Source organism: Flavobacteriales bacterium (assembly GCA_020635395.1).
Classification (GTDB): domain Bacteria; phylum Bacteroidota; class Bacteroidia; order NS11-12g; family UBA9320; genus UBA987.
Genome location: JACJZV010000002.1, coordinates 500,114 through 525,077, shown reverse-complemented (window position 1 = coordinate 525,077; position 24,964 = coordinate 500,114). Strand labels below are relative to the sequence as shown.

Annotated in this window: 21 protein-coding genes and 1 tRNA gene; 7 read left to right on the top strand and 15 right to left on the bottom strand. The window is 38.1% G+C overall.

What is annotated here, in order from left to right:
• Position 1: 1 nt before the first annotated feature.
• From rfbA to H6607_08475, 4 genes are read right to left on the bottom strand one after another with little or no spacing between them, the layout of a single operon-like run.
• Entirely contained in the window at positions 2 to 862 is an 861-nt protein-coding gene (rfbA, locus tag H6607_08490) for a glucose-1-phosphate thymidylyltransferase RfbA (protein MCB9262396.1), read from the bottom strand.
• Positions 859 to 1,902, bottom strand: coding sequence for a dTDP-glucose 4,6-dehydratase (gene rfbB, locus H6607_08485; protein MCB9262395.1), 1,044 nt, complete (start codon positions 1,900 to 1,902; stop codon positions 859 to 861). The genes rfbA and rfbB overlap by 4 nt, the downstream gene beginning before the upstream one ends.
• Positions 1,899 to 2,720, bottom strand: coding sequence for an FKBP-type peptidyl-prolyl cis-trans isomerase (locus H6607_08480; protein MCB9262394.1), 822 nt, complete (start codon positions 2,718 to 2,720; stop codon positions 1,899 to 1,901). Before H6607_08480 ends, rfbB begins: the two co-directional genes overlap by 4 nt.
• Positions 2,717 to 3,721 (bottom strand): bifunctional oligoribonuclease/PAP phosphatase NrnA, encoded by a 1,005-nt coding sequence (locus H6607_08475; GenBank protein MCB9262393.1) that lies wholly within the window; start codon positions 3,719 to 3,721, stop codon positions 2,717 to 2,719. The genes H6607_08480 and H6607_08475 overlap by 4 nt, the downstream gene beginning before the upstream one ends.
• Before the next feature lie 118 nt (positions 3,722 to 3,839).
• Between H6607_08475 and H6607_08470 the strand changes: the two genes are divergently transcribed.
• Together H6607_08470 and H6607_08465 are read left to right on the top strand one after the other, a co-directional pair.
• Positions 3,840 to 4,259, top strand: coding sequence for a nucleoside-diphosphate kinase (locus H6607_08470; GenBank protein MCB9262392.1), 420 nt, complete (start codon positions 3,840 to 3,842; stop codon positions 4,257 to 4,259).
• Positions 4,260 to 4,434: 175 nt separating this feature from the next.
• A tRNA-Ile gene (locus H6607_08465) sits at positions 4,435 to 4,508 on the top strand.
• 98 nt (positions 4,509 to 4,606) lie between these two features.
• Here H6607_08465 and H6607_08460 read toward each other — a convergent pair.
• The 5 genes from H6607_08460 to carB form a co-directional block, all read right to left on the bottom strand.
• Positions 4,607 to 5,533: a hypothetical protein gene (locus H6607_08460; protein MCB9262391.1), complete on the bottom strand. Its 927-nt coding sequence runs from the start codon at positions 5,531 to 5,533 to the stop codon at positions 4,607 to 4,609.
• Positions 5,534 to 5,570: 37 nt separating this feature from the next.
• Positions 5,571 to 7,619, bottom strand: a complete 2,049-nt coding sequence (locus H6607_08455; GenBank protein ID MCB9262390.1) for a T9SS type A sorting domain-containing protein — start codon at positions 7,617 to 7,619, stop codon at positions 5,571 to 5,573.
• Between the two features lie 126 nt (positions 7,620 to 7,745).
• On the bottom strand, positions 7,746 to 8,990 hold the full coding sequence (locus H6607_08450) for an NAD(P)/FAD-dependent oxidoreductase (GenBank protein MCB9262389.1): 1,245 nt from the start codon (positions 8,988 to 8,990) through the stop codon (positions 7,746 to 7,748).
• A gap of 86 nt (positions 8,991 to 9,076) precedes the next feature.
• On the bottom strand, positions 9,077 to 9,313 hold the full coding sequence (locus H6607_08445) for a hypothetical protein (protein MCB9262388.1): 237 nt from the start codon (positions 9,311 to 9,313) through the stop codon (positions 9,077 to 9,079).
• Positions 9,314 to 9,315: 2 nt separating this feature from the next.
• Positions 9,316 to 12,132, bottom strand: coding sequence for a carbamoyl-phosphate synthase large subunit (gene carB, locus H6607_08440; GenBank protein ID MCB9262387.1), 2,817 nt, complete (start codon positions 12,130 to 12,132; stop codon positions 9,316 to 9,318).
• A gap of 57 nt (positions 12,133 to 12,189) precedes the next feature.
• Here carB and H6607_08435 point away from each other — a divergent pair, with 57 nt between their 5' ends.
• Together H6607_08435 and H6607_08430 are read left to right on the top strand one after the other, a co-directional pair.
• Positions 12,190 to 13,008: an alpha/beta hydrolase gene (locus H6607_08435; protein MCB9262386.1), complete on the top strand. Its 819-nt coding sequence runs from the start codon at positions 12,190 to 12,192 to the stop codon at positions 13,006 to 13,008.
• A 52-nt stretch (positions 13,009 to 13,060) separates the two neighbouring features.
• On the top strand, positions 13,061 to 13,846 hold the full coding sequence (locus H6607_08430; GenBank protein MCB9262385.1) for an alpha/beta hydrolase: 786 nt from the start codon (positions 13,061 to 13,063) through the stop codon (positions 13,844 to 13,846).
• Positions 13,847 to 13,895: 49 nt separating this feature from the next.
• Here the strand turns inward: H6607_08430 and H6607_08425 are convergent, their stop codons facing one another.
• The 3 genes from H6607_08425 to H6607_08415 form a co-directional block, all read right to left on the bottom strand.
• The gene (locus tag H6607_08425) at positions 13,896 to 14,117 is read right to left on the bottom strand and encodes a DUF2795 domain-containing protein (protein MCB9262384.1); all 222 of its coding nucleotides are present in this window, start codon (positions 14,115 to 14,117) and stop codon (positions 13,896 to 13,898) included.
• Between the two features lie 190 nt (positions 14,118 to 14,307).
• The gene (gene rlmB, locus H6607_08420) at positions 14,308 to 15,045 is read right to left on the bottom strand and encodes a 23S rRNA (guanosine(2251)-2'-O)-methyltransferase RlmB (GenBank protein MCB9262383.1); all 738 of its coding nucleotides are present in this window, start codon (positions 15,043 to 15,045) and stop codon (positions 14,308 to 14,310) included.
• A 52-nt stretch (positions 15,046 to 15,097) separates the two neighbouring features.
• Positions 15,098 to 18,181, bottom strand: coding sequence for a DUF2723 domain-containing protein (locus H6607_08415; GenBank protein MCB9262382.1), 3,084 nt, complete (start codon positions 18,179 to 18,181; stop codon positions 15,098 to 15,100).
• A gap of 323 nt (positions 18,182 to 18,504) precedes the next feature.
• Here H6607_08415 and H6607_08410 point away from each other — a divergent pair, with 323 nt between their 5' ends.
• The gene (locus H6607_08410; GenBank protein MCB9262381.1) at positions 18,505 to 19,083 is read left to right on the top strand and encodes a 2OG-Fe(II) oxygenase; all 579 of its coding nucleotides are present in this window, start codon (positions 18,505 to 18,507) and stop codon (positions 19,081 to 19,083) included.
• A gap of 2 nt (positions 19,084 to 19,085) precedes the next feature.
• Here the strand turns inward: H6607_08410 and H6607_08405 are convergent, their stop codons facing one another.
• Positions 19,086 to 19,523: a DNA starvation/stationary phase protection protein gene (locus H6607_08405; GenBank protein ID MCB9262380.1), complete on the bottom strand. Its 438-nt coding sequence runs from the start codon at positions 19,521 to 19,523 to the stop codon at positions 19,086 to 19,088.
• A 90-nt stretch (positions 19,524 to 19,613) separates the two neighbouring features.
• Complete coding sequence (locus H6607_08400) at positions 19,614 to 20,477, bottom strand: hypothetical protein (GenBank protein MCB9262379.1); 864 nt, start codon at positions 20,475 to 20,477, stop codon at positions 19,614 to 19,616.
• 128 nt (positions 20,478 to 20,605) lie between these two features.
• On the opposite strand from H6607_08400, the gene H6607_08395 reads away from it, so the two are divergent.
• Complete coding sequence (locus tag H6607_08395; protein ID MCB9262378.1) at positions 20,606 to 22,504, top strand: M1 family metallopeptidase; 1,899 nt, start codon at positions 20,606 to 20,608, stop codon at positions 22,502 to 22,504.
• 42 nt (positions 22,505 to 22,546) lie between these two features.
• Here H6607_08395 and H6607_08390 read toward each other — a convergent pair whose 3' ends face one another.
• Positions 22,547 to 23,140 carry a YceI family protein gene (locus H6607_08390; protein ID MCB9262377.1) on the bottom strand — a complete coding sequence of 198 codons (594 nt, stop codon included), beginning with the start codon at positions 23,138 to 23,140 and terminating at the stop codon, positions 22,547 to 22,549.
• 596 nt (positions 23,141 to 23,736) lie between these two features.
• Between H6607_08390 and H6607_08385 the strand changes: the two genes are divergently transcribed.
• Positions 23,737 to 24,960, top strand: a complete 1,224-nt coding sequence (locus H6607_08385) for a metallophosphoesterase (GenBank protein MCB9262376.1) — start codon at positions 23,737 to 23,739, stop codon at positions 24,958 to 24,960.
• The last annotated feature ends 4 nt before the right edge of the window (positions 24,961 to 24,964 follow it).

Here is a 24,964-nt window from a genome sequence, read left to right as displayed (position 1 = left end):
TTTACTTAGATAGGTTTAACAAATAGTTTCCGTATCCACTTTTTGTGAGTGGCTTGGCAAGAGTTTTCAATTGTTTTTTGTCGATAAAACCTTGACGAAAGGCTACTTCCTCGATGCAACCAATTTTTAATCCTTGTCGCTCTTCAATGACATGTACAAACTGAGCTGCTTGATTGAGCGATTGAAATGTACCAGTGTCCAACCATGCGGTTCCTCTATGCATAACGCCAACTTTCAATTGGTTGCGTTTGAGGTATTCTTTGTTTACATCCGTAATTTCATATTCTCCGCGAAGGGAGGGTTTTAAATTTTTGGCAATCTCAACTACTTGATTATCATAAAAATAAAGACCGGGAACTGCAAAATTTGATTTTGGTTTTACCGGTTTTTCTTCAATGGAAATGGCTTTCATTTCACTATCAAATTCAACAACACCGTAACGTTCGGGGTCGCTCACATGGTATGCGAAAATAACACCACCATTTGGGTCGGCATTTTCTTTTAAAGTCTCTTCAAGTGTGGTTCCAAAAAAGATATTGTCACCCAAAATTAAGGCAACTTTGTCATCTCCGATAAACGATTCTCCAAGCACAAATGCTTGAGCTAAGCCATTCGGAATTTCTTGAACTTGGTATTGAAATGAGCATCCAAGTTGGCTTCCATCACCTAGTAGTCTCTTAAAATGTGGCAAATCGTGTGGGGTGGAAATGATTAAAATTTCTCTAATACCGGCCATCATAAGGGTAGAGAGAGGGTAATAAATCATCGGTTTGTCATACACCGGCATTAGTTGCTTGCTCATGGCTAATGTGAGCGGATGCAACCTAGTTCCTGACCCTCCTGCCAAAATTATTCCTTTCATCTTTCTGAGTATTGCTTTTTATAATAATCCAAATATGCTCCTGATGTAACGTTTTTCAACCAATCATCATTCGCAAGATACCAGTCAATGGTTTTGGATAATCCTTCTTCAAATTGAAGAGATGGTTTCCAGCCAAGTTCGGTCATAAGCTTAGTAGAATCTATGGCATATCTAAAATCATGACCTGCACGGTCTTTTACGTAAGTAATTAGTTGCTCTGAGGTTCTGTTGGGTCGGCTCAACTTTTCATCCATGAGTTTGCACATCAACTTTATTAAGTCAATGTTTTTCCACTCATTATTTCCGCCAATGTTGTATGTCTCACCAGTTTTTCCTTTATGAAAAATAACATCTATGGCTGTGGCATGGTCGTTAACAAAAAGCCAATCCCGCACATTTTCTCCCTTTCCGTAAACAGGAAGTGGTTTGTTGTTTTTGATATTATTTATAAAAAGTGGAATCAATTTTTCCGGAAAATGGTGAGAACCGTAATTGTTGGAACAATTGCTGATTTTTACAGGCATACCATAGGTTTTATGATAGGCTCGTACAAAATGATCGCTGCTCGCTTTGCTAGCCGAGTAGGGCGAGTTTGGGCTATAGGGAGTTGTTTCTACAAACTTTCCATCATCGCTCAATTCTCCATAAACTTCATCTGTGCTGACATGATAGAATAATCCTTGTTCAAAATTGCCAAATGCTTTGAATGCATTTAATAAATTAACTGTTCCAACAACATTGGTCATTACAAAATCGAGCGGGTTGGTAATGCTTCTATCCACATGGCTCTCGGCTGCCAAATGGATGACGGCGTCGAACTTTTGTAGTTCAAATAGTTCATTTACCGCTTCTTTGTCGGCAATATCCAACCTAACAAATTTATAGTTTGATTTAGATTCAACATCTTTCAAATTTTCCAAATTGCCAGCATAGGTCAATTTGTCGAGATTAGTTATTTGATAATCAGGGTATTTGTTGACAAAATGTCGAACAACATGAGAACCGATAAATCCAGCACCACCGGTTATTACAACTTTCATTTTTTAACTTTTTTTGCTTTTATATCTAATACAATCGTGGAGCATGGTGGTATAAAATCGCTGAGTCCTTGAATGCCAAATGCCTCTGTAAAAGGCAATAAGGCTCTGACATGGTCTCCATCATTCATCAAAACCAGAACACGGCTTAATCCGGAAATGCGGGTTTGATTTCCACCAACTTCAAAACGCCACGGGTCGTTATCTTTGGTTTGCCACAAAACCCTGCGATTCAGCAACGAGTAGGTATAGTTTATGTCCACGCTATCGCCAATCAAAATAGGCTCTGCATTTGGGTTTTCGCCTATTTTTTGGTAATAGATTCCGGTGGTGTCCAGCACCACATTTTGCCAACCTTCATTTTTTACAAAATTTTCCATGATTTTTATTTCTTCTTCACTTTTAAAAATGGTTTGTTCAAAAGGATTTCTAATGTCTAAAACGCCTATGTGAAGCATAACGGTTCCTCCTTTCAAATTTTCAGGCACTGGTTTGCCTGCATTGCTAAAAAAGGAGTCGGCAGGAAGCAGAAAAACAACGCTATCACCTTTATGCAGCATGGCCAACCCTTCGTGAACGTCCCCTTTATACAAGGGTTCTACTCTTTCCAAATCAAGGAAGGTGCTGAATAAAATGGTATCGCCCATTGCCGTGACATTCATCGAGTAAAAATCTCCTATTTTGCCGACTTTCCCACCAGCATTGTTGGTGAAGAAATGATATTGAAGTCCAGTTGGCGATTTTTCAAAGTCGTATCCTTTTTGGCATGATGATAGGCCAAAGAAAATTAATGAAACAAGTATGTGTGAGCGTATTTTCATTCGTCTAAACTTGATAATAATTGATTTCTATATTCAGGTAATACCTCTTTAAACTTTGAAACTACCTCATTTAGTGTGTCTTTGCTCCAACCACCTGAGGCATTTAGGTGGCCACCCCCATTGAAATATTTTTCTGCAAACTCATTGCACGGAAAACTACCTTGCGAACGAAACGACATTTTAATCATTTCGGTACGGTCAACGATAAGAGCCGAAAAAACGATTCCTTTTATGCCCAAACCGTAATTTACAAAACCCTCTGTATCACCTGTTTGAATGTTAAATCGTTGTAATTCTTCTTGGCTCAAATAGACCAAAGCGGTTTTTAATTTAGGGAAAGTATGCAGCTTTTTGTATAGCACATAACCCATTAATCTATATCTGCTCAGCGAAAAGTTGTCGAGCAGTAAGGCTTGAATTTTTGCTGACTCAACGCCTAAGTCTATCAATTCGGCTGCAATTCGATGTGTTTTGCTGCTGGTGGAGCTAAATCGGAAGGAGCCAGTATCAGCCATGATGCCGGCATATAGACAAGAGGCTATATCTTTGTCTATCAAATGGTTTGATTGACATTTTTGTATAAAGTCGTAAATTAGTTCGCTAGTAGAGCTTGTTTCTATTGTCCAGAAACGGTAATCATCAAATCCTGCAGGATTGCGATGGTGGTCTATCATTATTTTTAATGCTTTTGATTTGCCAACATATTCGCCAAATTTGTTGATACGTGACAAATCATTGAAATCAAGACAAAAAATTAAATCGGCATTTTCGCACAGCTCAATGGCTTTTTCGGTATTTTCTTCAAAATTAATTACTTCATGTTCGCCTGGCATCCAACATAAATAGGGTGGGTAATCAGTGGGCGACACAATAACCACATTATGACCAATTTTCTTTAAAAAATGCCACAACGCCAATGACGAACCCAAAGCATCCGCATCGGGCTTATGATGGGTAGTAATGACAATCTTTAAGACTTTTTTGCTTTTTAATTGAGAAATGAGTTTATCCGTCGTGTCTTGCAAATCGATTTTTTTAAAAGTTCAGCAAAACTCGCAAATTATGTTCAACTAAAGTCTATTTTTGCAGCCGATTTTTAAAAAAGCACAATTTTAAAGAATGTCTGGAAACAAAACATTTACAATGATTAAGCCTGATGCGGTAGCAAACGGGCATATTGGTAACATATTGGCAGATATTATTGCCGGAGGGTTTACCATCAAAGCAATGAAATACACCAAATTGTCAAAAGAAACAGCCGGAGCGTTTTATGCCGTACACAAAGAACGTGGCTTTTATGGAGAATTGGTTGATTTTATGAGCAGTGGACCAATTGTGGCAGCTATTTTGGAAAAGGATAATGCAGTGGCCGACTTTAGAACATTGATTGGTTCTACAAATCCTGCTGAGGCAGCACAAGGCACAATTAGAGCTAAATATGCTAAAAGTATCGATGCCAATGCCGTGCATGGTAGTGATAGCGATGAAAATGCGGCGATTGAAGGAAACTTTTTCTTCAATCAGTTTGAGAGATTCTAAAGAATAGAAGCAAAAGATTATTTTTGCACCTCAAACTTTAGGATGATTTTTCTGAACATAATTAGGTAACTCAATCCAGTAAAGTTTGAATGAATAAGAGAGGGCCTATAGCTCTCCCGATAGCTATCGGGACGATAGTTATCGGGATGGTTAGAGCCTCAAAATAAAAGACTGAGGGCCTATAGCTCAGTTGGTTAGAGCACCTGACTCATAATCAGGTGGTCCCTGGTTCGAGCCCAGGTGGGCCCACAATGTTTCTTATAAGTAAACATGTAATCAGCGACTTTAGGTCGCTGATTTTGTTTTCCGAAACATTATCGAAAAAACTCTTTACCAAAGTGTTGCACTTAATGGTTGAATCTTCTTATTTCAGACAAAAGGTTACCGAATTCATCAAACTGTTGAATTTTTCGAATTTCGTTTTTCCTAAAATAGAGCTTGGTTATACGATTAAAATGATAAGAGTCTTTGTGCAATATAGAAACCTCACCATTTATTATAGAGTCGATTTGTTCGATGAACGGATATACATTTTTCAAAATAAATGTTGTGTCGGGTAGTTTGAAATAGGAACTTTCAAAATGCTTTATATAATCTGGGTCTCCCGCTTGGGGTTCAACCACGATAGAAAATGATTCTGCCAAAGTGGTATAATCGCTGCAAATTTCATTGACCAAAATGCTGTCAAATAGAATTTTTCCACCATGATTCATACCGTTACAAACATAATTCTTAAAAACCAGGGGAATATTTGTATTGCTAAAGTGTAAAATTTGGGTGTCTTTACCAAATAGTGTTACCCTACAAGAAAGAAGTTCATAATACTGTACTTGAATAACGAAACCAAACGTTGAAATCGACATTGAAGATTGAATACAAATCACATTTTTATTGTATGATTGATTATTCTGAAGCATTCCTAATTGCACTTCAGGAGTAGGGTTTGGCTTGATTCTATATGTTCGCTTTTCCAAAAAAATGGTGTCTTGACCCACTTTTTTACCAAGAGATATAGCCCCTATACCGTGTTTTGTGCACACAAGAAATGACTGGCTATCTTTCTGAAAAACTTGAATGTTGGCCGTTGTTTTGACAACTACATTCTCTCTTTCTACACCTTTTATTGAATAATAAAATTTATACTCATTGCAGGTGTATAAAACGTTGTTTTGAGGAAAATCTATGTATGTTTCCTGAGCTGAAGCAAATCCGAAGCTACAGAACAAGACAGCAATTGACAAGAAACCATTTTGGATTAAAATTAATGGGAACATCGCCAACCAAAAACGAAGGGAGCGAGTAATTGTTGTTTTATTCTACCACCAACTGTTGATGCATTAATTCTGAGCCATTCGAAATCACCACTTGATAAACCCCAGCCGAAAGATTGTGTTTTATCAATGAATTATTGCTTACTAATACCGAAAGCACCATTCTGCCAGAAACATCAAAAACATCTAATTGGGCATTTGAATGTTTCAAACCAGAAATATGAAACTCTTTTTGTGAAGGATTTGGGTAGATGTTGAACATTTGTTGTTTCAGTTTGGCATATCCCAAACCTGTTACAAATACACATTCTGACATTTTTTGACAGCTGTTTAACGAAAGTTTTACGGCATATTCTCCCGAATTGATGGGTGTAAACGTATCAGAGGTTGCACCTGCCACATCTTCATTTTTTGTGCAGTTGTACCATTGGTAGGTTGCATTTTTTTGCGTGGCTTCAAGTGTTTTTCCGCTTAGTGTTAACCCGTCATTAATGGTTGTTATGTTTAAATCAACCGAAACCACCGAATCGCAACCGGAAGCACTGGGAGTTGTGAATGAAAATATTTTGGTATCGTAATACCATTTCTGATTTACAAAGGCCGAATCGCAGGTCACCATTTTTTCATTGCCCTTTTTGCTTTTGTTTATGGTTAAATCATACGTAATGATAGAATCGCAGCCATATTGCGAGGTGAAAGATTCAGGATAAATACCCGTTGTGAAATATTTTTTGCCCGAAGGAGATTGAAATGAGTCGCAGGAATTGGCCATTATCGTTGTGTCAATTGCTTTGTGTATGGTTAAATCGATAATCATCACCGAATCGCATCCATATTGGTTGGCTTTCGATAGCCGTTCGGTATAAATTCCGGTTTTTGTGTAAACATTACCCAGCGATGATTTATAACTGTTGCATTGGGTTTCTGAAAATTGATTGATAGTTGATGGATTAACAACAAGGTGTATGAAATGGGTTGAATCGCAGTTTTTTGAACTTTTTCCGGGCAAACTAATAGTTGCATTACTGTAGTATTGCACACCATTAATTTTTGCAGAATCGCAAACAGGAAGGGTTTCATTGGTTTCTATCGATTTGTTTACTGTTACAGACATCAACACAATAGAATCGCAGCCTTTTGAATTAGCATTAAAAAACGTATCGCGATAAATTCCGGTTGTATAGCCCACCTTTCCAAGATATGTCACAAACGAATCACAAACAGTATAGTATTCGGTTTTAAAACTTCTTCCTATTGTTAGATTAATTTGTTCTATAGAGTCGCAACCCTTAGCATTTGTAAAATTTTCAATATAGGTGCCGGAAGATGTGTATTTTTTGCCCGAATTGCTGGTGTATTCATAACATTCCAGCACTTTTATGGTGTCACGGTTTGAGTTATCTTTTAATGAATCGGAACCTACTACCCAATTGCTTGATGAGCCTGAGAGGGCAAAATTGGTAAGCGTGCCGTTTTTGGCAGATATATAATCGGTGGCTGTAGTTTTGGTTTTATTGCTGCCGTTGGCTGTGCCTTCATTAAGTTTGTAGTAGGCAACCAAACCTGTTGGATATTGACAATAAGATGCTTTCATGTCGGCCTTTATTGCACTATCGGTGCGGGCATAGTTATATATTCGCACCTCGTCAATATCACCGTCAAAGGGGTTTGCCCCATCTACTCGCTGACCAATGATGACCTTGACAGTGCTTCCAGTATTTATCGTTGTCGGGATATTTCCGGCGGTGTCCAAAATTCCGTCAACATACAGACTTAATTGCAGCGTGGCACTTGGGTTGTACACCACGGCCACATGATGCCATATACCGTCATTGATAGCAGTTTGGCCACTTAACCCACTTCCGGCCACCTCTACTCTCAGGGCATTTCCCCACAAAATATTTGATGTAAATCGTGCACCTGTTGATGAGGTACCCCAATCAACAATCACTTTTTGTTTGCCGCCTTTATTTGGGTCGCAGTTGGCTGTTGTTCGTATATATGCCTCAACTGTTCGAGGATTCGTACCCGATATTCCGGTCATAGTCGTTGGGATATAATCATCCGTACCGTCAAAATTTATACCCACATTTTGGGAAAATGAAAAAAATGGAAAAATTAAAAATAGAATAGTTTTAAAAGCAAACCGAAGCATATACATTGATTTTTTTACAATTTTAAGCAATAAATAGAGACCCTGTTTTAAAGGGTTAATTTATTTTTCATTTTTAAGAATAATCCGCAATGCCGTGTTTTTGGTAATATAAGCCCAAGCCCAATTAATAAAAACAATCAGTTTGTTTCTAACGCTAAGAATGAGCATAAGGTGAAGAAACATCCAGATGAGCCAGCCCAAAAAACCTTTGAAATGCAACGATCCTAAATCTACTACCGATTTGTTTTTACCGATGGTGGCCATAGTTCCACGGTCATTGTAATCATATTTCACGGTGGGTTTATTCAGTTCAATGTTCTTCAGGTTTTTGGCCAAATTTTTGGCTTGTCCGTTGGCAATATTTGCCAGTTGTGGGTGGCCATTTGGGTATTTTTCTGTTTGCATTAAAGCCATATCGCCCACCACAAAAATATTTTGGCTACCATTCAAACGGTTAGCTCTGTCCACTAATATTCGTCCACCTCTTCCTATTTGGTTAGACTCAATACCTTCAATGGTGTTGGCCATAATGCCTGCCGACCAAATAACGGTTTTCGTTTCAATGGTTTCTCCGTTTTTCAAGGTCAGTGTGGTGCCGTTATATTCAGAAACAATTGATTTTGTTCTAATATCAACTCCTAGTTTTTGAAGATAGTGATAGGATTGAATCTGGCTTTTTTTGCTCATAGAAGCAAGTGTGTTTTCGCCACCTTCCAACAAAATAATTTTTAGTTTTGAGAAATCAATATGATGAAAGTCTTTGGGCAAAATGTCATTTTTTATCTCGGCGAAAGCACCCGACAGTTCCACTCCTGTGGGGCCACCACCAACAATAACTATGTTATATAGTGCCTCGTTATGTTGGTTGGGTTCATTGGCAATGGTTTCAAAAAGTTGAAGAATGTGGTTTCTAATATTTACGGCATCTGCTGTGGTTTTGAGCGATATGGCATTTTGGGCAATCGATTCATTACCAAAAAAATTGGTTTTCCCGCCCATAGCAAGCACCAAATAATCATATTCAAAGTCGCCAATATCGGTGGTTAAAATTTTCGAATTTGCATTAATTGCTTTGGCCTCTGCCATCCGTAGGTTAATGGTTTTATTGTGTCTAAAAATAAACCGAATTGGAAACGAAACACTTGATGGCTCAATTTGTGCAGTTGCCACTTGGTAAAGCAAAGGTTGAAATTGGTGATAATTTAATTTATCAAGCAGCAATACATCAAATAGTTTTGGGTCTAAATGTTTGGCCAAATTTATTCCGGCAAAACCAGCACCGACAATGATTACCCGCTTTTTCATAAGGCAAAATTATATTGATTCAAAAGATTTATTTGTGTAAAAATAAAGCTTATAGAGAATCATGACTATTTATGAAGTGGAAACCGTTACTCTACCTCCTCATAATCTACAAACGAGCCTTCGTCATTTGCTCGACCCGAAGTTTCGTTTTTGTTCAAAATGTGTACCTCGCCTTCTGGTCGTTGCTCTCGCTGGTTTTGTTGCATTTGATTTAAAAATGCATCTCGCTGGCTCAAAATAGTTTTGCGGAAACTCCAAACCCGGATAAAGAACCGAACGACCAAATAAATGATAAGAAGAACAACAAGTTTGCGAAGTATCATTTTTATTTGCTTAAATACATTGACTTTTCTTTATAAAGCTCCCTAAAATAGGGGTCTTTTAGGCTATCAACAAACAAAATGGCTTCTCCGGTCGATTTCATTTCTGGACCCAATTCTTTGTTTACGTTCGGGAACTTATTGAAAGAGAAAACAGGTTGCTTTATTGCATACCCTTTGGGTTTTTGAACAATTTGGAAGTCTTTTAGTTTGTGTGTACCCAACATTATTTTGGTAGCAATGTTTACGTATGGCACATCATAAGCCTTGCATATAAACGGAACGGTGCGTGATGCACGCGGGTTTGCTTCAATTACAAATACTTTCTCTTCTTTTACGGCAAACTGAATATTAAGCAATCCTCGAATGTTTAAAGCCTTTGCTAGTTTATGGGTATATTCTTCAATTTGCTGCATTACCGTTTCCGAAAAACCAAATGGAGGCAACACCGCCGACGAGTCACCCGAGTGAATACCGGCAGGTTCGATGTGCTCCATAATGCCAAGAATATGCACATCATCACCATCGCTTATGCTATCGCTTTCGGCTTCTTCGGCTCTATCTAAAAAGTGGTCTATCAAAATACGGTTTCCGGGCAAATCGCCTTGTAGTTCAATCACTGCTTTTTGCAGGTCATCATCATTTATCACGATTTTCATGCCTTGTCCACCCAATACATACGAGGGTCGTACTAATACCGGATAACCCACTTTGTTTGCTATTTCAATGGCTTCGTAAGCATTTTCTGCCACACCATAGTTGGGGTAAGGTATATTTAATTCTTTCAACAAATCAGAGAAAGAACCTCGATCTTCGGCCAAATCCATGTTCGGAAAACTGGTTCCGATAATTTTTATGCCGTGGGCGTGCAATCGCTCTGCCAGTTTAAGAGCAGTTTGTCCACCTAATTGCACAATTACCCCTTCTGGTTTTTCTAATTCGATTATTTCAAGCAAATGTTCCCAAAAAACTGGTTCAAAATAAAGTTTGTTGGCCATGTCAAAATCGGTCGAAACCGTTTCCGGATTGCAGTTAATCATTATGGCCTCATAATTTTCTTCTTTCGAAGCCAATAGGCCATGAACGCAGCAATAATCAAACTCAATGCCTTGACCAATTCTGTTTGGCCCGGCACCCAACACCACCACTTTCTTTTTATCGCTTATTTCAGATTCGTTTTCTCCATCAAAAGTGGAGTAAAAATAGTTGGTTGGCGATTCAAACTCGGCACTGCACGTGTCCACCATTTTGTAAACCCGGCCAATGCCCAATGATTTTCTTTTTTTATACACATCGTCTTCTGTGCAATCGCCAACGGCATGTGCAATCTGATAGTCTGAAAAACCTTTTTCCTTAGCTGTTCGCAAAACTGACGGTTCAATGTTTTGCAAGGTGTATTTTTTAATTTCTCGCTCGGTTTTTACCAAATCATAAATTTGTTCTAAAAACCAGCGGTCAATTTTGGTGGCTTCCTGAATAGAAGTAATCGGAACGCCCAATGCAATGGCATCACGGATATGAAAAATCCTGTCCCAACTCGGATTTTTTAAGCTATGAACTAATTTTTCGAGGTTTCGCTCTTCATATCCATCACAGCCAAGCCCCATTCGTTTTATTTCCAAACTTTGACAAGCCTTTTGCAAGGCTTCTTGAAAACTTCTGCCAATAGACATAACCTCTCCAACCGACTTCATTTGAAGGCCAAGCGTGGTGTCGGCTCCTGGAAATTTGGCGAAATTCCATCGTGGAATTTTGATAATGGTATAGTCTATGGCTGGTTCAAAGAATGCAGAGGTAGTTTTTGTTACCGGGTTTTTCAGTTCGTCGAGATAATAACCAATAGCCAATTTTGCGGCAATTTTGGCAATAGGGTATCCGGTTGCTTTTGAGGCTAATGCCGACGAACGGCTTACCCGAGGATTAATTTCGATGGCAATAATATCTTCATTATCAGGACTTACAGAAAATTGAACATTACACCCTCCGGCAAAAGTACCCATGCTTCGCATCATTAAAAAAGCTTGGTCACGCATGGCCTGAAAACAGGTGTCGCTCAATGTCATGGCCGGAGCAATAGTTATTGAATCTCCTGTGTGAATGCCCATTGGGTCTATGTTCTCGATGGTGCAGATTACCGCAATATCATCTTTTTTATCTCGTAAAAGTTCAAGTTCGTATTCCTTCCAACCCAAAACGGCTCTTTCCACCAAAACTTCATGTGTTGGAGATGCCTCAAGGCCTCGTTTTAGGGCTATATCAAAATCTTCTTTCTTATGAACAAATCCGCCACCATAACCACCCAAAGTGTATGATGGGCGTATAACCAATGGAAAACCAAGTTGTTGGGCTGCTTCCTTACCCTCCAAAAAGGAATTGGCAATTTTTGATGGGGCAACACCCACACCAATCTCAACCATGAGTTTTCTAAACTCTTCTCGGTTCTCTGTTTTTTCTATGGCATTGATATCCACACCAATAATTCGCACACCGTATTCTTCCCAGATGCCTAATTCATCCACCTCTTTTGCCAGGTTTAATGCGGTTTGGCCACCCATAGTGGGCAGTACTGCATCAATCTTGTGTTTTTTAAGAATTGAAATAATAGACTCGGGTGTTAATGGCAACAAATAAATATTATCGGCCATTACAGGGTCGGTCATAATTGTTGCTGGATTGGAGTTGATAAGCGTTACCGAAATTCCTTCTTCTTGCAACGAACGAGCAGCTTGACTGCCGGAATAATCGAACTCACATGCTTGGCCGATGATGATTGGGCCACTACCGATAATTAAAACCGATTTTATTGATGTATCTTTGGGCATCAGATTTTATTTCAAATTCGGCAAAATTAAGATTTTAAAACCCTAAGCAAAGAAATTGTGGAAAAGCAGTTTTATTGGAGACAATCGGTGATAAACTATCAAGAATTTGGTAACGGGGTCGAAACATTGATTTGTTTTCATGGGTATGGGCAAGATTCGACTGTTTTTAATGTGTTGCAACCCTCATTGGGTAAAAGATATAGAATGATTTCGATTGATTTGCCTTATCAAGGAAAAACCCAATGGAATGAAACCGAAAAACTGTCACCCGAACTTTTAGGAAATTTGATGCAAAGTTTTTTGTTAGAGATTGGTTCAAGTGCACGTTTGAGTTTATTGGGCTACAGCATTGGTGGTAATTATGCTTTAGGTTTTGCCGTGGCTTTTCCACAAAAAATAAACGCAGTATGGCTAATAGCGGCAGACGGACTAAAACCAAAACCGGCCTTTAATTTTATAACCAAAACCAACATTGGAAGATGGCTTTTTAAATCGTTTGTTTTATTTCCCGGGTGGATGTTGGCCACCGTTAAGTTTGCCGGAAAAATTGGAATGATAAAAACAAAGGCCATGAAATTTTATTTGTCAACCATCGACACAAAAGCGAAAAGAGAAAAATTGTTTTTGAGATGGTCAAGCACTGCCCGAATAGCCCCAGGTAGCAAGAAATCGCTGGACTCACTGCTCAGAAACAAAATCAGAACAATTATGATTTATGGGAAAAATGATAGCGTGATTTCTTATAGATATGCTCAAAAATTTCATCAAGTTTTGCCCAACTCGGTTTTATGTTTAATTAATAAGGGTCATAAACTTTTAGATGCGGAAACGGATAAACTAATAGCCAGAATTTTGATGGAGAACTATCGGAAATAGTGCAACTTTGCTCATTATTATGCAATCTGTAATAAAATTAATTTTTGCACTTTTGGAAAAGTTTAGTCCAAGTTTGTCAGGCAAGTTTGGCATCTACTTTTTTTTAAAACCGTATAAGGCAAAAATTAGACCCGCTGAGCTGGAAATAAAAGAATTAGGAAAAGAAGACCATGTCTTCATAAACAAAAAAACCTGTTACTACACGGTTTGGGGCAAGGGGCCGGCCATTATTTTTGCTCATGGTTGGGGAAGCAAAGGGCTACATTTTGCACAGTTCGTCAAGCCATTGGTAAATCTGGGATATACTGTGGTTATTCCTGATTTTCCAGCTCATGTTCAATCATTAGGAAAACAAACGAATGTTTTGGAGTTTAAGGAAATGATTGAATTTTTGATTGAGGAATACGTTATTGTTCGAGCCATAGTAGCACATTCGTTAGGTGGTTTGGCCACCGTGTTAGCTCTTGCCGAACTTGATGTTAAAATTCCGAAATTGGTACTTTCCAATTGCTCCATACATGCCGAACAAATTATGGATGAATTTATTAAACAAATTGGTGCAGGAAATAGAACAAAAGAGGAAATGATGAGGATTTTGGCAGAAAGATTCAATACATCATTTCAGCATTTTTCCATTGCCGATCGAATTTTGGATGTTAAAAATTTGCCGGAGTTGCTCATTATAGCTGATGAGTCGGACAAACAAGTTCCGGTTAGCCATGGATACGAACTAAACCAATTGGTAAATTCGGAATTGTTTATAACAAAGGGATATGGCCATAACAATGGCCTGCGAAGCCAGGATGTAATTAACAAGGTTGTAGATTTTGTAAAATAAAAAAGCCGAACGTTTGGGTTCGGCTGTGTTATAATTTTTTAGAAAGTTCTTAAAGCTCGTCCTCGTTAAAGAAGTAATCTTCAGTGGTTGGATATTCACTCCAAACCTCATCAATGGATTCGAAAGCCTCTCCGTCGTCTTCCAACTCTTGTAAATTTTCAACTACTTCAAGAGGTGCTCCGGAACGAATAGCGTAGTCAATCAATTCGTCTTTTGATGCCGGCCATGGGGCATCATCTAAATACGAAGCTAATTCAAGTGTCCAATACATAGTTATATTAAATTATGTGTCTTTAAATATTTCGCGAATTTATTTTTTAATACGAATAAATCAAGCAATTTATTGTTGCCTTTTAATTTGGGCTTATTCGAGTGATTAGCAGATGGTTGTGTAGTTAATTTTTGAAATAATTCTAATCCTCAATTATTTTGGCTTGCCTATAAAAAGGAAGAAAAACCAATTATTTCGACATTTCGTACATAGCAATAGCTCCGGCCACCGATACATTTAGCGAATCTATTTGAGGAGAAATTTGGATAAAACAACTTTGATCACACATTTCTAAATTTCTATAATCTATGCCAGTTTCTTCGTTTCCAAGCACAAGGGCCATGGGGCCAGATTTTTCAACTTGGTCAATATTTTTTTGACCTTTTTCCGTTATACCAACAATTTGAATACCCATATTTTTCATTTCTTCGAGCGTGTGATACAGGCTGAAAACCCGAGCAACCGGAATTTTCATTAACGCTCCGGCCGAAGCTTTTACTGCATCTTGATGAATGAGTGCAGAACCTTTATGTGGTGCAACTATGGCATGAAAACCGAAGGCAAGAGCAGAACGGCTCAAAGCTCCAAAATTTCGAACATCCGTTATGCCATCCAATACCAGAATTTTTGGGTCTTCACCATTTTCAAAGGTACGGGTCACTATTTCGTTGATACTCACATTGGGAATAACCGATAAAAATGCCACAATTCCTTGATGGTTACCTCGGGTAAGTTTATTCAATTTGTGAATCGGTACGTGGTGAACGGGCAACCGTTTTTCTCTGATTAGTTTGTTTAGCTCATTTAATTGGTCGTTTTTTTGTTCTTTAACAATATATATTCTCTCAAACTCTTTGTTTGCGGCAATGGCTTCAAACATGGGCTGAATGCCATAAACCAATTGTTTGTCTGCGTGCGAATGTTTCATAAAAATAAAAAAGCCCCGAGAGTATTAATCCTCGGGGCGTTTGTTTTCAGTTTTAATTAATTAGTGACTCAATGGCTCGAATTTGATTTACCATAGTGGAATCGCCAAAGGCTTTTTGAGCCGTAATTCTGCAGTTTTCAGCATATTTCTTCATTCCTGGCATTCGCGGATTGTCGTTTGTCAGCATTTGAACGGCTAAAGACTTGTTTCGTTGATCTTTTTTAAGAATGTTGTAGTATTTAACCTCTCCCTGCATTTGTGTAATGCATTGTTCCATCAGCTTTTTAGAGGTTTCGGTCTCACCTGCTCTTCGCAATATGTCGGCATAATGGCGTCTTTCATCAATATCAAGCGGCAAAATGCTTTCCGGATAAACTTCCAACGATTTGAGAATTAAATCTATTGCCTTTTTGTTGTCGCCTTTCTCAACAAAATAGGAAGCTAAGTTTCCAAATAAATTCCTTGTCATATAAGGAACTGTTGAAGATTTATCATCCAAGAAAGTTTTACCTTTTTCTAAACCTCCCCATACATATTTGTTCATGAGTTTGTCGTAAAGTTCATTTTCATTAACCATCATCTGGTTCAGATACTCTTCTCGTGTAGGAGTTCTTGGCACAAGTCGATACACTAACCCGTCGGTTCTCAAATAAGGACTCATATTTACGTAAGTATCACTTTCTCTTGGCGAAGAGAAATAAATAGGTCGTTTCCAACCTTCTTTGGCATTGGTAGCAATAATGTCAAGCATAATGAGGCTACCTTTGTAGATATGGTCTTGCATCTCAAATTGAAGAAATTCAACAATGGTTGAGTCTTTTTCGCTAAGCGTTTTTGAGCTAAGCACGGCTGCTTTATCAACCGGAATAACCACCTTTTTAACCGGAATGTAGTTTGACCGTGAACCATCCCTTAAACCAACTTGTGCTTGCGGGTCGTCACTTGTCATAAATTGGATTACATCATACAAGTTATATCCTTCATTTGGATTAAATTTCTTACCCATATCGACATAATCAAGACGGTCTCTAGTTCCATCCATCAGCTTGTCTTTAGGAATGACAGACATTGGTAGCGGTGCAGAGCCATAATATTGTTTTGTAAGGGCTTGTGCGTAGTATTCGGCACTTAGCAATGCAAGATTTATAACCCTGACATCTGTTCTAAAACCTTCGACGTTTTGTGCATACCAAAGCGGATAAGTGTCATTGTCACCTGCTGTAAATAAAATAGCGTTTTCCTCACATGAGTTCAGGTAGTTTTTTGCAAAACTCAATGCCATTTCTCTTCCAGAGCGGTCGTGGTCATCCCAGTTTTGCTGCCCCATCAAATAGGGTCCAGAAAAGGCAAGGACAAAGGCTAATACTCCGGCAAGTCTCAAATTAAGTTTTACTTTTCTTCGCAAGAAATCGGCAATACCCAACACACCCAAGCCTATCCATATACAGAATGTTTGATATGAACCAACGTTTGTATAATCTCTTTCCCTCGGCTCGAGGGGAGGCTGGTTGAGGTAAATTACAATCATTATACCGGTAAATATGAACAAGGCTGTTACTACCCATGCATCTTTTTTCTGCTTTTTAAATTGTACAAAAATGCCGATAACGCCAAGCAAAAAGGGTATAAAGTAGTATTTATTCCGTGCTTTGTTGTTGGTCATGGATGGGGGCAAATCTCTTTGATTGCCTAAACGCATCTCATCAATAAAATTAACCCCACTAAGCCAGTTTCCTTCCAAAATGTTCTTATCAACGTTTTGTTGATTGCTTTGTCTTCCAGCAAAATTCCACCAAAAATATCTCCAATACATGTGACCAATTTGGTATTTGAACATAAAGCCGAGGTTTTTACGCATGGGTGGTTTTTCTACCTTTCCACTTGAATTAACAACTTCGTCATACCAATATTTATATCCTTGCTTTTTCTCGCTTTGGTCGCCCATACGCGGTAGCATGGTGGTTACCTCAGGAGACCATTCGTAATCATATCTATTTCCAGTACGTTCGTATTTATCATCGCCCATTCTGTAGGTGGCAGCACCTTTATTTACGTCTATTAAATCTGCCGAAGTTGCATAATAGTACGGACCATTAAATAATGGTCTGTCGCCATATTGCTCCCGTTTAATATAGCTGGTTAGGGTTATCGGGTTTTTTGGAGCGTTCATATTAATGGCAGGTTCTGCCGTTGCCCTTACCGGAATCATGGTGTAGCTGCTAAAACCTATTAAAATAAATGTAATGCACAGCAGACCCAAGTTTAATAGCGGCATATTTTTACGAATGCTATATCGAATAGCCCATACAATTCCCCAAATTACTAAAGCTAATGAGAAAAACTCTCCTGTGTGATATGGCAATCCAAAAGAGTTTACGAACAAGAGGTCAAAACGACCGTTTAGCCAGGGTAAGCCGGGAATAATAATCCAGTTGGTAACAGCCAATGCACCCATACCAATTGCGGCGGCTTTGAGAATATTTGTGCTTGTTGTGTCATACTCAATAAGGAAATAATATAAAACCACAGCCGGAATTACCAATAAGTTCAACAAGTGAATACCAATAGCCAAACCAATGGTATAGGCTATAAAAACAATCCATTGGTTGGATTTGGGTTTAAGTCTGTTCGATTCCCATTTTAAAATTCCCCAAAAGGATAATGCCGTAAATAAAGACGAAGCTGCATATACCTCGGCCTCTACCGCACTAAACCAAAAGGAATCCATAAAGGTTAAGGCCAAAGCGGCTATCATGCCCGACCCAAAAACGATAATTGCATTATCGGTTGATACTTCAGGTTTTTCAACACTAATGCCAAGTATTTTTAAAGCAAAATGAGTTGTTATCCAAAAGGTTATGGCCACTGTTAATGCACTTGCCACAACGGACATCATGTTAACCATAAACGCCACATTGTGGGCATCTCCAAACGAAAAAAGGGAGAAAAGACGACCCAACATCAAAAATAATGGTGCACCCGGCGGGTGAACAACTTGCAATGTGTAAGCGGCAGAAATAAACTCACCGCAGTCCCATAGCGGAACATTCGATTCTACTGTTAAACTGTAAACCACCAATGCAATGGCAAAACTTGCCCATCCAATGAGGTTATTCCAGAATTTATAATTTATCATATTCACCGTTCTTTGTGGTCACAAAAATATTTGTTTTTTTTACACCTTAAAGTAAAGATATGTTTATAGGAGATTATAAGGTTCTTGATATTGAGTATGATGAGCTGATAGGGCTGGCTACACATTACAAAAACGATTACAAAACGGGCAGCCCATTTCCGAATATTTATTTCGATGATTTTTTTAATAAAGAATTTTTAGAGCTGGTTTTGAGCGAATTTCCGGAGATGGGAGCCTCGGGAGATATAAAATATAGTACGCCCAACGAAATAAAACTTGCATCAAGAGGGGAGCAACGTTTTGGCAAAGCCACCAAAGTATTTATGCACTTCTTAAATTCTGAACCATTTTTAAACTTTTTATCTGAGCTAACAGGAATTGAAAACTTAATGGGAGACCCTTATTTTGAAGGTGGAGGATGTCACCAAATAAAACCCGGAGGCTACTTAAAGGTGCATGCAGATTTTAATAAACACAAACTTACTAATTTGGACAGAAGGTTAAATGTTCTTGTCTATTTAAACCAAGATTGGAAAGAAGAATATGGTGGACATTTTGAACTTTGGAACACCGAAATGACCAAGTGTGAAAAGAAATTGTTACCTCTTTTCAACCGAATGGCTATGTTTAGCACGACCGATTTTTCTTATCATGGGCATCCCGATCCACTTAAATGTCCCGAGGGAAGAAGCCGAAAATCTTTGGCTCTTTATTACTATACCAATGGCCGTCCTGCGGAAGAAATCAATTTTGGGCTTGAAGACCACACCACCATTTTTGTGGATAGAAAAGGGGTAGAAAGCGAGAAAACGATGCGTAGATACAATGCTCTTATCAATTTTGCAACCGATTGGATGCCACCTGTTTTGTATCGGATGATTAAAAAATCAAGAAATAAATAAGTTTAACTCAAAAAAGATTTAAGCATCCAAACTGTTTTTTCTTGTTCAGAAATATATCTGGTCATTAAATCGCTTGTTGCAATGTCCGTTTCTTTGTCGGCATATTTGAAAATATCTTTTTGAAGTTTAATCAGCTCCGTAAGCTGTTCTCTTATTTGCATAATGGCTATTTCTCCGTCGGTAATGTTTGTTTTAGGTTTGAGGAGTGAATGGCCTATGTAATCAGAAAAACTATGGAATGGAATCATTTCTAAGGTTAAAATTCTTTCGGCAATCTCATCAATTTTTAACTGAACATCGTTGTAATATTCTTCAAATTTTAGGTGAAGCTCAAAGAATTTTTTGCCCTGAATATTCCAATGATAGCCTCTAAGGTTTTGATAAAAAATCTGATATGATGAAAGTAAGGTATTTAAGTTATTTCCAATTTTTTGTGTCATGATATTTTTTTTGGTTCAAAGATGAAGAAACAAAAAACCCCATGCCAATTGAATTTGTGCATGGGGTTATAAAAACTTTTAATTATGTGCCTACCACTCGTCTTCCTCTGGAATCGGGTTTTGTTGACATACTTTCTTCAATTCTTCCATCATTTCATGTATGGTTCTGTCGGCAGCAATCATGTATCGGTCGCTTTGCTTAACATTTTGCTTAGCCTTCATTAAGTATTCAAAGTAGGTTCTTTCTCCTTCTTTTTCGCCTGGTTTTACATCTGCCACATGAACCAAATTTAAGAAGGTGCAACGGTATTTTCCATAGCGAATACGAATTTCCATATCATATTCTATCACACCAGAAACTACTTCTGCATGTTCATTTGGTTTTATAACGCAAGGGAATGATGAGTGAATTACAATTTTATGCTCTTCGTCGCTCAAATCAGGATTGTCGTTAATGCCATCCATTTTAACAACGGTTTTGAGTTGCTTGCCAAACTCTTCCTCCATCCATTTATGGGTTCTAAAATTGATGGTATCAATATCGTGCTCGTCTCCAAATTGATCCTTAACCTCTACAACCTCTTTATATATAATTAACTGACGCACAGAATCATACGGAGGAATAAATCGGGTGTATTCCGGACGTTCGATTTTTTTTGCAACTATGTGGTCGGAGCCGCCACCGCCACCACCGCCACTGTTTCCAAAGCCGTAATCACTTGAGTAATCATCATTACCACTACCATAGCCATAATCATCGTAAGAAGATGAATCGCTCGAATCTGATCCGTAAGAATCTTCAGAAGAATAATAATCGTCTCCGTCAGAGTAAGGGTCGCTGTAGTAATCATTGTATTGACCGAAGCCAAACTGATACATTCCTAAAACGAAAATCGCAGAAATCCCAAACTTTAGGGACTTTTTTAGAGATACAAGTTTAATGACGTTTTCCATTTCTTAATAAGTTGTGCAAAATTATACATTTAGTTCACTTTGCATAATTAAATTTTCAGTTATGCAACGAACGTTATGAACAACGATTTATTGTGCATCGTATATATTTGACAGTCAAAAAAATAAAAATGTCTAAATACACACCTTTTGCCCTCTTTTTTTTATTCGTTGTTCCTGTTTTAACCAGTTGCAAGTTCAATACCAATAATTCAAAAGAAGTAAATGTGGATAGCAAATTGGAAGAAGTTTTGCTTGCCCATGATGCTCATTCATTCAGTAATCCAAACGAGGTATGTGTTACATCTATGCACCTTGATTTATCGGTTGATTTTGAGAGCAAAACACTAAAAGGTTTCGTAATATTACGACTAAATAATAAAACAAAAACCCGAACGTTGCATCTTGATAGTCGGCAGTTGAACATAGAAAAAATAATGTTGAATAAGCAAACCGAAACGAAGTTTAATCTAACAAATGATGTAGAATATTTTGGACAAGATTTGGAGGTGGAAATAGAACCAACAACTGATTCAATCATAATCTATTATTCAACCACACCTCAATCAGAAGCCTTACAGTGGCTTTTGCCAGAGCAAACCAGCAACAAAAAGTTTCCCTTTTTATTTAGCCAGTCTCAAGCCATTTTGGCTCGCACATGGATACCGTGTCAGGATAGTCCCGGTATAAAGTTTACATATACGGCCACCATTAGAACCGACCCCCATTTGATTGCACTTATGAGTGCTAAAAATGGCATTGAAAAGAAAAGGGATGGTATTTATCATTTCGAAATGTCACAACCTGTTTCTAGTTATTTAATGGCACTTACCGTGGGGGATTTGCAATTTCAGAATTTAGGTAGAAACTGCGGAGTGTTTGCTGAGCCCAATATGTTGCAAAAGTGTGCATGGGAGCTATCGGATATGCAAAGAATGATTGATAGTGCAGAAATTCTTTATGGCAAATATGCTTGGGAAAGATATGATGTTGTTGTGCTGCCACCAAGTTTTCCGTTTGGTGGCATGGAAAATCCACGGCTCACATTTGCCACCCCAACCATTATAGCGGGCGATAAAAGTCTAGTTTCGCTGATAGCCCACGAACTTGCACACTCTTGGTCGGGCAATTTAGTAACCAACGAAACATGGAATGATTTCTGGCTCAATGAAGGTTTTACCGTTTATTTTGAACAACGAATTATGGAAAAAATTTATGGAAAAGACTATGAAGAAATGTTGACAGAGCTGGGCATGGGTGAGTTGTTAAAAACGCTTGAAAGCCTAAAAAATGAGGGACTGAATGAAGATACGCATCTATTTTTGAATTTGGATGGAAGAAACCCAGACGATGGTTTGACCGATGTGGCCTACGAAAAAGGAAGATTTTTTCTTCAAACCATTGAGAAAGCAGTGGGCAGAGAAAAATTTGACTCTTTCTTAAAACAATACTTTTCAGAAAATGCTTTTAAACCGATGAACACTCAAAGGTTTGAGCAGTATCTGGACAAAAACTTATTGAAAGGCGATTCAAATCTGTATGCACAAATTCAACCTAAAAAGTGGATTTACGGGCCAGGGTTGCCAGAAAATGCCCCTATTATTGAATCAAAGGAACTTGCCAAAGTGGAAACACAAATTGAAGTATTTTTGAATGGAAAAATGCCCAAGCTTGCCGTTGAAGGCTGGACTACCCACCATTGGTTGCACTTTTTGCGTGGCATAAGGGGCAAAGTATCTTTAGAGCAAATAGAAAATCTTGATTTTCAATTTCATTTGTCAAAAAGCGGTAATTCAGAAATATTGTGCGATTGGTTTCAGTTGTGCATCGAAACACAATATAAAAAGGCATATCCAGATATAGAAGCATTTCTTTTGAGGGTCGGTCGCAGAAAATTCCTTTCACCTATTTATGATGCCTTGTCACATAATGAGCAAGATAAAATTTGGGCAAAAAAGGTTTTTGAAAAGGCAAAATCCGGGTATCATTCTGTTTCTACAAATACCATTGAAGAAATTTTGAAAAAATAAAAGCCGCACCTTTTGAGTGCGGCTTTCCAGTTTAAAAAAAAACTATTTTGTAATATAAAGTTTTGTTTCGATGGTAAAAATGTCATCAATCAAACCATCACCAACCTCGCCCAAAACACCTGATTTATAGGTAATTCCGTATAGAGTTCGATCTATTTTAACATCTGCCCTATAGACACGAGCATTGTCATTTGATCCTGTTTTTGATGCTTGGAAAGTCACGGGTTTGGTAATTCCTTTAATGGTAATGTTTCCAGATATTTCAAGTTTGTCGCCTACCATTTTGCTAGAAGTTATGTCTAATTTGCTTTCCTTAAATTGTGCAGTATTAAAAAAGTCAGGACTGTGCAAATGGTCGTGCAATTTTTTACTCTCGGTGTCTGTCAATTTAATGCTTGTCATGTCCATAACAATGGTACCGCTCGTAATTAAATCACCGTCTAAAGTCAATTTACCGCTTTTAATATCCACAGTTCCCTCATGAGAACCACCCGTTTTTGTGGCTTTCCATTTGGCATAGCTACTGGCTACCTTTACACTGTATTCATCTCCTTTAGTTGCCTGCGAAAAGGCCGAGAAAATTAATAACGATGTCGCTGCAATCAATAGTGAACCAATTTTGAATCTTTTATTCATATCCTTTTTTTAATAATTTTATTTAAGCAATTCATTAAGAACCTTGTTGGCCTTTATTACATTTATTATGCCAATGTGTTCCAACTCTTTTTCAAAAATCGGAAAAATCAAATGAATTTGCTGCAAAAACCACATGCCTTTTGCAGTAATCTTTACGTCAGCCTGACGTTTGTCTTATTGGTTTTGAGTTCTCGAAATAAGCTATTTTTTTCTCAGCTTTTCTGCTAACCGCGGGGCATTGCTCATTTTGTCTAACATTCGGTCAGCAATGGAATTCATAGTTACGGGTTTTGGGTGCTGCCCTCTATGTATTCGCAAAAACATTAAATTGCTGTAGCGAAACATCAAATGGTTTGAGCAAAGTGTTCAGTTTTCCGGTCAAAAAACTGTTCGTAAATTCTACATTTATCACCAATTTGTGATATTCTGATACACAACACTCTTGTTTTATTTCTTTCTCTAAAGACAATTCAGAAAATATTGATATTAAAGTAGAAAGCAATTTAGTCGAAAAGGTTTATTGGCTCAACCGCTTTTCATATTTTCATTGTCAATATAAAAACATAATTGCAGCAGATTTGTCCTTATTTCTGTTTATGGCCTCACGTATAATTATTTTTAATGCAATAGCTCTCTCCTTTTATTTCTATGCTTTTTGGGGTTTTAAGCATCTTATTAGAGGTATTGATGGAAGGCTGGGTTTAGGATTTCAGGTTGCATATTGGGCAATTTGTTTGCTGGCACTTGTCGGTATGTTTTTCGTTATGAGCCGTATGCGAAACGCTCATTTTGGATTTTGGGACAAGGTTATGTTGGTGCTTTTTTTCATTACCCTAATTTCGGCTGTTTTGTGGTCTGTTTTTTTATTAATTGATGATGTTGTCAGGCTATTTCAGTGGGTAGGCTCACAATTCTTTACAAGTTCTTCCTCTCACTCAAGTGGTATTTCTCGCAAATCATTTTTGGTAAAATCTGGGGCGTTGGTGGCCGGAGGTGTCGGAGCAGCCTTGACGTATGGCGTGGTAAAGGGCTCGCATAAATATCGAGTAGTCAATCAAAAACTTATCATAAAAAATTTACCCGAGGCTCTTAAGGGACTGAAAATTCTTCAAATAAGCGATGTGCATTCGGGGTCGTTTTGGAACAAACAAAGTGTGCAGCAGGGCATAGATTTAATAAAGCAACAACAGGCAGATATAATTTTTTTTACTGGCGATATTGTAAATAATAGAGCCTACGAAATGCACGAATACATTGATATTTTTAATCAAATTAAAGCCCCGCATGGCGTTTTTGCTGTCATGGGGAACCACGATTATGGAGAATACTTGATTCCGTTTGACTTAGAGGAAAACAAGAAGGATATTGCCACGGTTCATGAAAAATTGGGTTGGGATTTGCTGATGAACGAAAATCGGATTTTGACCATTAACAATGAAAAATTGGCAATTGTAGGGGTTGAAAACTGGGGAAATAAAATGCACTTTCAACGATATGGCGATTTGAATAAAGCATTAGGGGATGTGGATGAGAACTGGCCTACATTGCTTTTGTCGCACGACCCAAGTCATTGGCGGGGCGAGGTTATACCAAAATTTCCTCAAGTTGATGCCATGTTCAGTGGGCATACTCATGGAATGCAATTTGGCATTGAAACAGGAGGTTTTAAATGGAGTCCAATAAAGTATATTTATAAAGAATGGGCAGGATTGTATGAAGAAGGCAACCAAAAGCTCTATGTAAACCGTGGCTTTGGCTATCTCGGATTTCCTGGAAGATTCGGGATTTGGCCTGAAATAACCGTTTTTGAGTTGGCATAATGAT

What these genes read in the sequence shown, in the direction of transcription:
- rfbA (MCB9262396.1), bottom strand. Translation starts at nt 862, where the DNA reads ATGAAAGGAATAATTTTGGCAGGAGGGTCAGGAACTAGGTTGCATCCG.
- rfbB (MCB9262395.1), bottom strand. Translation starts at nt 1,902, where the DNA reads ATGAAAGTTGTAATAACCGGTGGTGCTGGATTTATCGGTTCTCATGTT.
- H6607_08480 (MCB9262394.1), bottom strand. Translation starts at nt 2,720, where the DNA reads ATGAAAATACGCTCACACATACTTGTTTCATTAATTTTCTTTGGCCTA.
- H6607_08470 (MCB9262392.1), top strand. Translation starts at nt 3,840, where the DNA reads ATGTCTGGAAACAAAACATTTACAATGATTAAGCCTGATGCGGTAGCA.
- H6607_08460 (MCB9262391.1), bottom strand. Translation starts at nt 5,533, where the DNA reads ATGTTCCCATTAATTTTAATCCAAAATGGTTTCTTGTCAATTGCTGTC.
- H6607_08450 (MCB9262389.1), bottom strand. Translation starts at nt 8,990, where the DNA reads ATGAAAAAGCGGGTAATCATTGTCGGTGCTGGTTTTGCCGGAATAAAT.
- H6607_08445 (MCB9262388.1), bottom strand. Translation starts at nt 9,313, where the DNA reads ATGATACTTCGCAAACTTGTTGTTCTTCTTATCATTTATTTGGTCGTT.
- carB (MCB9262387.1), bottom strand. Translation starts at nt 12,132, where the DNA reads ATGCCCAAAGATACATCAATAAAATCGGTTTTAATTATCGGTAGTGGC.
- H6607_08425 (MCB9262384.1), bottom strand. Translation starts at nt 14,117, where the DNA reads ATGTATTGGACACTTGAATTAGCTTCGTATTTAGATGATGCCCCATGG.
- rlmB (MCB9262383.1), bottom strand. Translation starts at nt 15,045, where the DNA reads ATGAAACATTCGCACGCAGACAAACAATTGGTTTATGGCATTCAGCCC.
- H6607_08415 (MCB9262382.1), bottom strand. Translation starts at nt 18,181, where the DNA reads ATGATAAATTATAAATTCTGGAATAACCTCATTGGATGGGCAAGTTTT.
- H6607_08410 (MCB9262381.1), top strand. Translation starts at nt 18,505, where the DNA reads ATGCACTTCTTAAATTCTGAACCATTTTTAAACTTTTTATCTGAGCTA.
- H6607_08405 (MCB9262380.1), bottom strand. Translation starts at nt 19,523, where the DNA reads ATGACACAAAAAATTGGAAATAACTTAAATACCTTACTTTCATCATAT.
- H6607_08400 (MCB9262379.1), bottom strand. Translation starts at nt 20,477, where the DNA reads ATGGAAAACGTCATTAAACTTGTATCTCTAAAAAAGTCCCTAAAGTTT.
- H6607_08395 (MCB9262378.1), top strand. Translation starts at nt 20,606, where the DNA reads ATGTCTAAATACACACCTTTTGCCCTCTTTTTTTTATTCGTTGTTCCT.
- H6607_08390 (MCB9262377.1), bottom strand. Translation starts at nt 23,140, where the DNA reads ATGAATAAAAGATTCAAAATTGGTTCACTATTGATTGCAGCGACATCG.
- H6607_08385 (MCB9262376.1), top strand. Translation starts at nt 23,737, where the DNA reads ATGGCCTCACGTATAATTATTTTTAATGCAATAGCTCTCTCCTTTTAT.